At 40.0% G+C, this 10,036-nt stretch carries 11 protein-coding genes; all 11 read right to left on the bottom strand.

Annotated features, from left to right (window positions below; translation table 11 throughout):
* Positions 1-31 precede the first annotated feature (31 nt).
* On the bottom strand, positions 32-505 hold the full coding sequence (locus HMPREF1519_RS03865) for an ECF transporter S component (RefSeq protein WP_022496745.1): 474 nt from the start codon (positions 503-505) through the stop codon (positions 32-34).
* Positions 495-1,256, bottom strand: coding sequence for a bifunctional hydroxymethylpyrimidine kinase/phosphomethylpyrimidine kinase (locus HMPREF1519_RS03860; RefSeq protein WP_022496746.1), 762 nt, complete (start codon positions 1,254-1,256; stop codon positions 495-497). Before HMPREF1519_RS03860 ends, HMPREF1519_RS03865 begins: the two co-directional genes overlap by 11 nt.
* The gene (truA, locus tag HMPREF1519_RS03855; protein WP_022496747.1) at positions 1,249-1,995 is read right to left on the bottom strand and encodes a tRNA pseudouridine(38-40) synthase TruA; all 747 of its coding nucleotides are present in this window, start codon (positions 1,993-1,995) and stop codon (positions 1,249-1,251) included. The genes HMPREF1519_RS03860 and truA overlap by 8 nt, the downstream gene beginning before the upstream one ends.
* A gap of 106 nt (positions 1,996-2,101) precedes the next feature.
* Entirely contained in the window at positions 2,102-3,235 is a 1,134-nt protein-coding gene (gene dnaJ, locus HMPREF1519_RS03850; RefSeq protein ID WP_002886399.1) for a molecular chaperone DnaJ, read from the bottom strand.
* A gap of 154 nt (positions 3,236-3,389) precedes the next feature.
* Positions 3,390-4,022 carry a DJ-1/PfpI family protein gene (locus HMPREF1519_RS03845; protein WP_022496748.1) on the bottom strand — a complete coding sequence of 211 codons (633 nt, stop codon included), beginning with the start codon at positions 4,020-4,022 and terminating at the stop codon, positions 3,390-3,392.
* Between the two features lie 173 nt (positions 4,023-4,195).
* A complete protein-coding gene (gene dnaK, locus HMPREF1519_RS03840; RefSeq protein WP_002886397.1) occupies positions 4,196-6,019 on the bottom strand; it encodes a molecular chaperone DnaK in 1,824 nt (607 codons plus the stop codon).
* Positions 6,020-6,104: 85 nt separating this feature from the next.
* Positions 6,105-6,629 (bottom strand): nucleotide exchange factor GrpE, encoded by a 525-nt coding sequence (gene grpE, locus HMPREF1519_RS03835; protein WP_002886396.1) that lies wholly within the window; start codon positions 6,627-6,629, stop codon positions 6,105-6,107.
* Positions 6,630-6,667: 38 nt separating this feature from the next.
* On the bottom strand, positions 6,668-7,702 hold the full coding sequence (gene hrcA / locus HMPREF1519_RS03830; protein WP_022496749.1) for a heat-inducible transcriptional repressor HrcA: 1,035 nt from the start codon (positions 7,700-7,702) through the stop codon (positions 6,668-6,670).
* Between the two features lie 192 nt (positions 7,703-7,894).
* On the bottom strand, positions 7,895-8,476 hold the full coding sequence (locus tag HMPREF1519_RS03825; protein ID WP_022496750.1) for a glycoside hydrolase family 73 protein: 582 nt from the start codon (positions 8,474-8,476) through the stop codon (positions 7,895-7,897).
* Entirely contained in the window at positions 8,473-9,270 is a 798-nt protein-coding gene (locus HMPREF1519_RS03820; protein ID WP_022496751.1) for a M15 family metallopeptidase, read from the bottom strand. Before HMPREF1519_RS03820 ends, HMPREF1519_RS03825 begins: the two co-directional genes overlap by 4 nt.
* Positions 9,257-9,961 (bottom strand): histidine phosphatase family protein, encoded by a 705-nt coding sequence (locus HMPREF1519_RS03815; RefSeq protein WP_022496752.1) that lies wholly within the window; start codon positions 9,959-9,961, stop codon positions 9,257-9,259. Before HMPREF1519_RS03815 ends, HMPREF1519_RS03820 begins: the two co-directional genes overlap by 14 nt.
* Between the last annotated feature and the right edge of the window lie 75 nt (positions 9,962-10,036).

Here is a 10,036-nt window from a genome sequence, read left to right as displayed (position 1 = left end):
CAATGCTTGTCAATAGGGTTTAGTAAAGCTATTAATCTTTTTTTGATTGAACTTTTTTGAATCCTTGATACAATACCCATCCAACGACTAGGCCAAGAGCATTTTGGCAGAAATTAGGAATCACTTCTGCGATTGAAGCTCCTGTTCCATACATAAATACTGAAGCAAGTGCATAACCACCCACCATCACAATTGTAGCAATCAGAAGGCCTAGGATACGATAGTTACCTTTAAATCCAGCAAAATAACCTTGTGCACCATGGATTAACAAACTAATAAACATCCATTGCGGAGCAGATGATAGCAAATCTATCAAAAATGCAGATAGTCCTCCCACAATTGCCCCTTCTTTCTTGCCAAGATAAAAGGCTGTGAAGTAGATTCCTGCATCTACCAAAGTTAAAAGCCCTGTTGGAGTCGGAATTTTAGCTACGAATCCAAAGGTCACTGATAAAGCTGTTAAGATAGCTAATAATGTTAGCTCTTTTGTTTTCTTATTTTGCATATTGAACTACTCCAAATTCATTTGATTGTTTAATTGATTCATAAACAAAGGCTTTAGCATTTGCCACAGCTTCAGTTTCTGAACACCCTTTAACTAATTCACTAGCTATACTCGAAGCAAATGTACACCCTGCACCGGTATTGTTTTTGTCTAGCACAGCTTCTTCAAACAATTTGTAATCTGTTCCATCATAAAAGACATCTATCGCTTTATTACCATCCAAGCGGTTTCCACCTTTGACAACGACAGTCTTAGCACCTAATTCATTGAGATAGCTAGCGGCATGCTTCATATCATCAAGAGTCTTAACCTTTCTATCTATAAGCAGTTCGACTTCAGGTAAGTTCGGAGTGATAACCGTGATATAAGGGAAAAATTTAACCAATTCATCACGTAGTTGAGAAACTTCAACGTCATGAGTCTCCTTACATACTAAAACGGGATCCAAGACAATTGGAATATCAGAATGTTTTTTAACAAAATCCAACGTTAATTCTGCGATTTCAACGTTAGGCAACAAACCAATTTTAATTGCTGAAAATGGGACATCTTTTAGTGAGTCAAGTTGTTGTTTAAAAACATTAGTATCAACCGGAATGACCTCAAAACCATTCTCAGTCATAGCTGTTAGACAGGTAAGGGCCACAAATCCATGCTGTTTATTAGTGGTAAATGTCGCTAAATCTGCATGAAGTCCGCCACCACTAAAAATATCATTCCCTGAAATCGCTAAAATCAATTCATCACTCATATCTAATCTCCTTCAAATATAACCCATTTCCTGCTGCCGTTGGTCCTGCAAGATTACGATTACGACTTTCCAACACTGTCTTAACTTGCGAAACAGGCATGCGACCATTTCCAATCTTCAACAAGGTGCCGACCATATTTCTAACTTGCTTATAGAGAAAACCATTGCCAGAAAAAGTAAAGATATAAAATCCAGTTTTCTCATCGATAGATACACTAGCTTGTGTAATTGTGCGTACTTTATTTTCTACAGAAGTTCCTGAAGCTGTGAAGCCTGTAAAATCATGTGTGCCGACCAAATCCTTAGCAGCCTCCTGCATAGGTGCTAAACTTAAAGGGTAGGGATAGTGGGTCGCATAATTACGCATCATAGGGTTCTTAGGTCGTCCTGCATCTACTAGAAACTCATAAGTTTTACTATGTTTATTGTATCGTGCATGAAATTCTTCTGATACAAGTTCAATACTAACAACATCAATATCATCTGGACATTGCGTATCTAAACCAAAACGTAACTTCTCTGGATCCCGCTTCTGGGGCAAGTCGAAGTGGATAACTTGTCCATAGGCATGAACACCTGCATCTGTACGCCCCGCTCCATGAACGGTGACAGGTGTACCACTATTTAACCGTAAAAGAGTCTTTTCAAGCTCTTCTTGAATAGAACGTGCATTTGGTTGTCTTTGAAAACCTGAGAAAAGTGTACCATCATAGGAAATTATCGCTTTGTATCTAACCATAAAATTATCATATCAGATTTTTTCAAGGATAAAAAGTAGGTCGATTAGCAACTGACCCCAGACAATTTTTTGACATAAAGAAAAAGACGCCTTCAGCGTCCTTCCTTTATAAATCTTCTAAGGCATCCTTTACTTTATTGAAGAAACCTTTTTTCTGTGGTGCGATTTTTTCATCTCCACTTGCCTTGGCGAATGCAAGGAGAGCTTCTTTTTGAGCATCGTTTAGCTTCGTAGGAGTTACAATCTTAACTGTAACGTGTTGGTCTCCTTGTGAACCTCCACGAAGACGTGGAGCACCCTTTCCTTTTAGACGGAAAGTTTTGCCTGTTTGAGTTCCTGCTGGAATGGTCATCTCAACATTTCCGTGAACTGTTGGTACTTCGACAGTATCACCAAGAGCAGCTTGGACAAAGGAAATGTTAAGTGTATAGTAAATTGTTGATCCATCACGAGTAAACTTATCACTTGGATTAACATTGATGATTACAAAGAGGTCTCCATAAGGACCACCATTGAAACCAGCTTCACCTTGACCCGCAAGACGGATTTGTTGACCTGTTTCAACACCTGCTGGAATCTTGACAGATACTTTATGGCTTTGTTTTTCATGTCCTGTTCCATGACAAGTTTGACATGGCTCTTTAATTTCTTGACCTGTTCCATGACAGACATCACAGGTTACTTGACGACGCATCATACCAAGTGGTGTTTGCGTATCGACATTGATAACCCCTTGACCATGACAGCGACCACAAGTTACAGGGCTTGTTCCAGGTTTTGCACCAGATCCCGAACATGTCTTACATGTTGCTTCACGATTGTAGTGAACTTCTTTTTCGGCACCAAAAATCGCTTCTTCGAAGCTTAGGTTGACACGGTACTGAAGATCATCACCTTGACGTGGAGCATTCGGGTTACGAGTAGCACCACCACCAAAGAAGCTAGAGAAGATATCCTCAAAGCCACCAAAGCCTGCACCACCATCGAAGCCACCAAAGCCTCCTTGACCACCAAAACCATTCGCACCATCTGGTCCGTATTGGTCATAGGCTGCACGTTTTTGGTCATCACTTAAAGTTTCGTAGGCCTCTTGAACCTCTTTATATTTTTCTTCCGCACCCGGTTCTTTATTAATGTCTGGGTGGTATTTCTTAGACATCTTACGATAGGCACGTTTAATTTCATCTTGAGAGGCATCCTTAGATACCCCAAGACGATCGTAATATTCGGTATTGTTCATACAAGATACTAAGAGCGAACAGAAAGCGACTGAAATTTAGGAAACCGACAAGAAATCATGATTTCTTAGGAGGTTTATCTAATTTCCTAGCTTTCCGCTCGTGTTCAATTCCTCGAACACTCTTTGTTCCTTTCTATAATTTTCATGTAAATCTTTAGAGGGTCTTTTCTATACTTCGCTTCACTTCATCAAACTCTTCGTCTGATAGAGTAAATATCAAATCCTCTTCAGCGTACTCGTTCTGTTCTTTAAAATAGTTGTCCGTATAATCTGACAACCCTAGACTAAGAATCACTTTTCTTGCAAACTCTTGATGTGCAAAGCCTATGGCTGTAATGATTTTTTTATCTTGTACAACCACTTTAGGTTGGAAATTTTCACGTGGAAGAAATTCAAAATAGTCAAAGAAGTTTTGCCAAATTCCACCTGTAAATTTCGTGTCCTTCAACAGACCTGCTTTTGCTAATAAAAGAGGCGCTGAAGAAATGGCTGCAATGAGGATACCTTGCTCACCAAGGCCCCTCAAGAACGAAATCAATTTCTCATCCTGTAGGGCAGGTCCTATGTTGACCATTCCTGGCAAAATCACGCAAGAATAATCTTCTATACGTACTTGATCCAATGTTTTCGTCGGTTGACAGGGCAAGCCGTCCTCAGATACCACAATCGAATAATCTGAGGCTACATAATCAATCGTTATATCGAAAGACAGAGCTAAAGTACTCGTTAAAGAGGCTATCTCGTAGAGAGAAAAATTAGGATAAATGATACAAAGCACTTTTTTCATAAGCGACATCCTCTATTTTACCGAAAAACAGAGGCTGGTTTGCAACCTCTGGATTTCTTTTTATCATTTACTAGCTAAGCTCAACACCTTACCGAACTGAGCACGCCCTAACCTCTTGGTGAAAAAGAGAAATCTTCCTATTTTCACTGTGAGGCTTTAACGGACTTTGCATCTTACTTTTCAGTAAACTCTCCGTCTACAACATCGTCGCCTGAGTTGTCTGCTGTTTGTGCACCTTCTGCTCCTGCTTGAGCTTGTTGTGCTGCTGCAGCTTGTTCGTAAAGTTTAACTGCAAGAGCTTGAGCTTTTTCGTTAAGAGCTTCCAATTTAGCCTTCATGTCATCAAGATTGCCTGATTCTTGAGCTTTCTTAAGGTCATCAAGAGCTGATTGAGCAGCATCACGTTCTGTGTCGAAGCCTTTACCTTCTGTTTCTTTGATTGTTTTTTCAGTCGCAAAGATAGCTTGGTCAACTTCGTTACGAAGATCTACTTCTTCTTTACGTTTTGCATCTGCTTCAGCATTTGCTTCAGCATCTTTCATCATCTTTTCAATTTCTTCGTCTGTCAAACCAGAGTTAGATTGGATGACAATTGTTTGTTCTTTTTGAGTTCCAAGGTCTTTAGCTTTAACAGATACGATACCGTTCTTATCAATATCGAAAGTAACTTCGATTTGTGGGATACCACGAGGTGCAGCTGGGATATCAGTCAATTGGAAACGTCCAAGAGTCTTGTTATCCGCTGCCATTGGGCGTTCCCCTTGAAGAACGTGGATATCAACAGCTGGTTGGTTATCTGCTGCAGTTGAGAAGACTTGTGATTTAGATGTTGGAATAGTAGTGTTGCGGTCAATAAGTTTTGTGAACACTCCACCCATTGTTTCGATACCAAGTGACAATGGAGTTACATCAAGAAGGACAACGTCTTTGACATCACCAGTGATAACACCACCTTGGATAGCAGCACCCATGGCAACTACTTCATCAGGGTTAACTGATTTGTTTGGTTCTTTACCAGTTTCAGCTTTAACAGCTTCTACAACGGCAGGGATACGAGTTGAACCACCGACAAGGATAACTTCGTCAATATCTGACAAGCTCAAACCTGCATCTGAAAGGGCTTGACGAACTGGAGTTTTCGTACGTTCTACAAGGTCACGAGTCAAATCATCGAATTTCGCACGAGTCAATGTCATTTCCAAGTGAAGAGGTCCAGCCTCACCAGCAGTGATGAATGGCAAGCTGATTTGTGTTGAAGTAACACCAGAAAGGTCTTTCTTAGCTTTTTCAGCTGCGTCTTTCAAACGTTGAAGGGCCATCTTGTCTGTTGACAAGTCGATTCCATTTTCTTTCTTGAATTCTTCAACCATGTGGTCGATGATTTTTTGGTCAAAGTCATCACCACCGAGTTTGTTATCCCCTGCAGTTGCCAATACGTCGAAGACACCATCACCAAGTTCAAGGATAGATACGTCGAATGTACCACCACCAAGGTCGAATACCAAGATTTTTTCTTCTTTATCAGTCTTATCCAAACCGTAAGCAAGGGCTGCTGCTGTTGGTTCGTTGACGATACGTTCTACTTCAAGACCAGCGATTTTACCAGCGTCTTTTGTTGCTTGACGTTGTGCATCGTTGAAGTAAGCAGGAACTGTGATAACTGCTTTAGTTACTTTTTCACCAAGGTAATCTTCAGCATAACCTTTCAAGTATTGAAGAATCATAGCTGAAATTTCTTGTGGTGTGTATTCTTTACCGTTTGCAGAAACTTTTTCAGAAGTACCCATCTTAGATTTGATAGAGATGATTGTATCTGGGTTTGTTACTGCTTGACGTTTTGCAGCGTCACCAACGATGATTTCACCGTTTTTGAATGACACAACAGATGGAGTTGTGCGGTTACCTTCTGGGTTTGCGATAATTTTTGATTCAGTTCCTTCAAGAACTGCTACTGCTGAGTTTGTTGTACCTAAGTCAATACCAATGATTTTAGACATATGTTTTTCCCCTTTTTACTTTAATTTCTATTTTGCTTTTTTATCTTTCATTCATAGTTTTCTGTCATTTCGGACAAGTTTTCAATTAATTATATACAACTACCATAGCTGGGCGTAAGACGCGTTCATGGAGTTTATACCCTTTTTGGAAAACTTGTGCAATCGTGTCTGCTGGATGTTCATCATCTGCAGGCATTGTTTGAATTGCCATATGGAAGTTATGATCGAAATCACCATCTGCTGGAATTTCTTCAATCCCTTCCTCTTTAAGAGCATGCACTAAACTTTCTTGCACCATTTCCAAACCTTTTTTGACATCATCAGTCAAGCCCTCAACGGCAAGAGCACGTTCAAGGTTATCAAGTGATGGCAAAATCGCTTTTGCCAAATCTTGGCTACGATACTTTTGCAATTGTTGACGTTCTTCATTAGCACGGCGCTGAATATTTTGCATTTCTGCATGAGCACGAAGGTATTTGTTTTCAAATTCTTCGGCACGCGCTTGTGCTTCTTCAAGTTCAGAAGGTTCACTTACTTCCTCTACAACTTCTTCAGTTGTCTCAGTAGCTTCCTCTTCTTTCACTTCTTCTTTTTTAATATCTTCAGTCAAGGCATACACCTCTTTCTATACTTTTTAAACGTTATATCTTAGCTAACTTCGTAATGGTTACTATTGAGGTAACGGTAATAATCCGTCAACTTCATAACCAAAACCCTACTAATAACATTGACCAAACTAACCATGCGTCGGTAATCCATCTCAACCGGTCCAATCACATGCATGAGTGCCATTCCACGATATGGAATCAGGAATTTATGACTCATAACCGTGACATTTTCAAGTGCTTCTTCAGTTGATTCTGCAACCGAAATCTTGGTAACTTCATCATCGGAAATAGCTGATCGAAGCTCCAACGCCACGTGTTGTGGATTGTCCAAAAATTGATAGGTTTTTAAGTCGGCATAGGTCAATGATGCAACCTTACCTTCGATGAAAATCAATTCCTTAAAAAGTTGTGAAAAGATATAATCAAACAAATCTAGAACATTATCTGTTATCTTGAAATACTTTTGCACAATCTGAGGAATCTCAGTTCTCAATCGGTAATGGATATCTAAGACAGTATTTCCCAAAAAACGTTCCTGAACAAGCTTATGAAGAATTTCCAAATCACTTGACAAGAAATTCTTTGGAATAGCAAACTGAACTGTCACAGGCTTAGATTCGTCTAGAGTTAGAACCGCTAAAGCATCGTGATTGGATAGTTGAACAATATCAAATCCAGTCAGACGTTGTCGTGTCGGCTCTACATCTTGAATCACTGCTGTACATCCTGTCATTTCTGCCAGCAGCTTTGCCGCTGCATCCAAGATATCCTCAAGTTTAAAGGCTTCAAAGTCGAAGGCCTTGACCACTTGATAAACATCTTGTTGATCAATCGTATCAAGATTCAAAGAGTTAGCGACAAAATACTGGAAACCTGCTCGGCTTGGCATGCGTCCACTAGAAGTATGGGCCTTTTCAAGATATCCCATTTTCTCTAGCTTGGCCATGTCATTACGAATGGTCGCTGAACTCGAATCAATTGATTCTTGTAATGCTTTAGAACCAACCGGTTCATGTGTACGAGTGAACATCTCAACTATCAAATTCAAAATAGTGTTTTGCCTTTGCGTAATCACGATGTCACCTCATTTCTATTTATTAGCACTCTAATACATCGACTGCTAACTTATGATTCTATTATACACCTAAACTTGAACATGTCAACCCAAAAAACCAAAAAAATTAGCACTCTTTTTGTATGAGTGCTAAAAATACATCTTAAGACCTAGAAAAGCAAAAAAGAGCACCTCAGAGGTACTCTAATCTTATCAATCATATTTTGACAAATGATAGGTCTCAATAATAGATATGAGGTGTTTGGCATAATCTGGATCACTGCTAAATCTCGCAGCTTGTAGTTTTTCTGCCGCAACTTTATAACTAGTCGTTCCTGCCACCTCTTTATAGGTCGACTCGCCCCATGTTCCTTGGCGAAGTTCTTCTAAATAAGTCATCATAGAACTTGACCAATCCTTAAAAACTGCAAAATCCACCTTTTGGTATTGCCACTTCCCTTTACTGTAGATACTATCCTTTAAACGAATACGTTCTTGACCTGGCTGAGCAGGGAGACTGTAGATGTTATGATATTTAACAGATAAAAGACTGCTACCATAATTTGACTCATATGCAGCTTGACTAAGGAGAATAGACGCAGGTACACCATAGTTTTTAGACATCTTTTGAGCTGTTGGAGCTAAGGTCTCAATAAATTCTTGCTGTGTGTAAGCAACCTTTACCGCACGCGCATTATCATCTGTAGAGGCATGAAGAATCAAAGGTAAGAGAATACCTAAAGCAAAAACAACAACTAAGGTAATGAAGGCTTTTAGTTTAAAACGTCGTCTCACTTAGCTTTCTCCTTTAATAATGCCAAATATTCCTCCAAAGTAAGATTATGTTCAGTCATATACTCTGCTGACTCTTTACCAACATAGCGGAAATGCCAATCCTCGTAGCCTACACCCGTTGACGATGTTTTACCATCTGGAAAACGAAGAACAAAGCCATATTTCGGCGCCAACTCTTTGACTTTAGCTACTGTATCTGGATCTGCTTCATTTAAGCTATCTACAGTACTCATATCAATCGCAAGACCTGTTTGGTGTTCACTCGCTCCTGGTGGTTGTGAATAGGTTTGAACCTTTTTCTCCGCCTGAGACTCCGTCAAACTTGGGTCAGCAGCCATTTCCTGTTGAACATAACTGTTATAAAGTTCAGTCTGATAAGCAACACTACGATAACCTGATATCAAGTGGTAACTTGGATCAATTTCTTGAGCAGCTGCTAAAAACTCCTTCACATTCTTAGCAATTCTTGCATCTACAGAAACACCATCGACATCAGCAATCTCAGGGTTAAGTTCTTTAGACTTATTATCTCGATTTACCAAAAGCAATTCCCAGTCTTTAGGCGATACATCAGGTAGTCCCTTTGTATCCTTGCTTTGAGTCGCATCGGTAGCTTGTTTACTACTTTTTGTTACTGACAATCCATTGGTTTGTTGGACTGTACGACTGACACCAAATACTGAATAAAGTCCTGCTACAACTAAAAGAACTGCAATCAAGACACTACTGATAACCAAAAACCAGTTGGTTTGCTTTTTCGCCTGACGGCGACTTGGATAGTTATTTTTTACCATTTTCTTTTTCTATTATCTCTCGCCCAACCTGACGATAAGTCATATCGCCAAGTGCTTCTAATGTAAATTTACCATTTTCATAAGCAACAACAGTAACCGAACCGTTGTCCAATGAAGGATGCTCGACAGAAGAATCAATTAACCAAGCAAAGGTTGCAATGGTCATACCGTGACTAACGACAATAGCATTACCGCCACCAGACCTCTCAAGATTTTCTGCAATAGCTGTGAACCCCTCTAAAATACGTTTTCTGAGCACTTCCCAAGGCTCTGCCCAACCAGCCGTATCCACATCAAGGATACCTTGTGCAAGCTCAGGATAAGTTACCTCATGCAAATCCTTACCTTGAAAAGCATCTGTTCTCGGTAGCACACCGTAGAAAAGTTCACCGTCATAGCCACCATCTAAACTACCAAAACACCACTCACGAATACGTTTGTCACGTTTATAAGGAATAGTTTCTAAACCCGTCTCACGTAAAATGATATCCATAGTTTGAATCGTTCGACCTGAATCACTAGAATATGCAGCCTTGAAAGGGATACCTGCTGCTTTCAGACCTACCCCCAATTCACGAATACCTTCTTCACCGAACGGGGTCAAAGGGCTATCAGACCAACCTTGTGCACGACCAATGGTGTTAAACATGGTTTTGCCGTGTCTCGCAATATACAACTTAACCTTACTCATAGCACCCCTTCTTTCCGTCATTTTTGAATTCATTATAGCACAAATCCCCTCGACTATCTAGCCAGCGAGACCATC

Source organism: Streptococcus sp. SR4, from assembly GCF_000517725.1.
GTDB classification, from domain to species: domain Bacteria; phylum Bacillota; class Bacilli; order Lactobacillales; family Streptococcaceae; genus Streptococcus; species Streptococcus salivarius_F.
Note: the sequence above shows the minus strand (reverse complement) of the source record. Positions and strands in the feature narration are given on the sequence as shown.